This window comes from Streptomyces neyagawaensis, assembly GCF_023516595.1.
GTDB classification, from domain to species: domain Bacteria; phylum Actinomycetota; class Actinomycetes; order Streptomycetales; family Streptomycetaceae; genus Streptomyces; species Streptomyces neyagawaensis.
In genome coordinates this window covers 1-1,296 of the sequence record NZ_JAMGBG010000045.1, presented here as the reverse complement: position 1 = coordinate 1,296, position 1,296 = coordinate 1, and the positions used below count along the sequence as shown (strand labels likewise).

General features: G+C 72.5%; 1 protein-coding gene. It reads left to right on the top strand.

Annotated features, from left to right (window positions below; genetic code table 11):
- The coding region (locus tag M8J73_RS20300) for a transposase (protein ID WP_249828907.1) at positions 1-1,296 on the top strand (1,296 nt) is incomplete at both ends.

Here is a 1,296-nt window from a genome sequence, read left to right as displayed (position 1 = left end):
ACCTGCGGTGGAAGGCCGGATGCGGGCTGGGCCTTCACGACATGGCCTTCGACCCGTCGCTGCTGGCCTACTTCCGCCGCCGGCTGGCCCGTTCCGCCCGCCCGAACCGCGTCTTCGAGGCCGTGCGCGAGGTCGTGAAGGCCACCGGCGTCCTCAAGGGCAAGCACCGCCGGGCGCTGGACTCCACCGTGCTGGACGACGCGGTCGCCACCCAGGACACCGTCACCCAGATCATCGCCGCCGTCCGCGCGGTGGTCCGCGAGGTCCCCGGCGCCGACGTGGTCGCCGCTGCCCAGTGCGGCGCGCACGACTACACCGACCCGGGCAAGCCCCGCATCGCCTGGAACGACGAGCAGGCCCGCGCCGAGCTGGTCGACGCGCTGGTCACGGACGCGCTGCGGCTGCTGGGTCACCTCCCCGACCAGCAACTCGGCGAAAGGGCGGCCAACGCGGTGGGCATCCTGGCCCTGGTCGCCGGCCAGGACGTCGAACCCGCCGAGGACTCCGACGGCCGTGACGGCCGCTGGCGCATCACCCGGGGCACCGCCCCTGGCCGGGTGGTCTCCACCGTCGATCCTGAATCCCGACACACCCACAAGACCCGCAGCCACCAGCAGGACGGCTTCAAGGCCCACCTGGCCATCGAGCCCGAGACCGGCTTATACACCGCCGTCGCCCTGCGGCCCGGCGCCGGAGCCGAACACCACGAGGCCACCGTCGGCCTGGACCTGCTCGCCGACGAGGACAACCCGCTGGACGTTTTCGGCGACACCGCCTACTCCAGCGGCGATGTCCGCCAGGCCCTCCACGAGGCCGGGCACCGGCTGTTCATCAAGCCCGCCCCGCTGCGGCCCGCCGTCCGCGGCGGCTTCACCCTCGACGACTTCGCCATCGACACCACAGCCGCCGTCGTGACCTGCCCGTCCGGACACACGGTTGCCCTGTCCGGCCCCGGCGGGCAGCACCACCAGCGCAAAGCCTCTTTCGGGGACTTATGCACCGGATGCCACCTGCGCGAGCGGTGCACCAAAGCCAGGGCCGGACGCATCCTGACCATCCGGCCCCATCACAACATCCAGACCTCCGCCCGCCACCAGGCCACCACCGACCCCGCCTGGCAGGCCGACTACCGCCGCTGGCGGCCACCGGTCGAACGCGCCGTCGCCTGGCTCGTCCACCACGGCAACCGGCGCCTGCGCTACCGCGGCACCATCAAGAACGACACCTGGCTCCACACCCGGGCCGCCGCCCTCAACCTCCGCCGACTGATCAACCTCGGACTCACCCACACCCGTG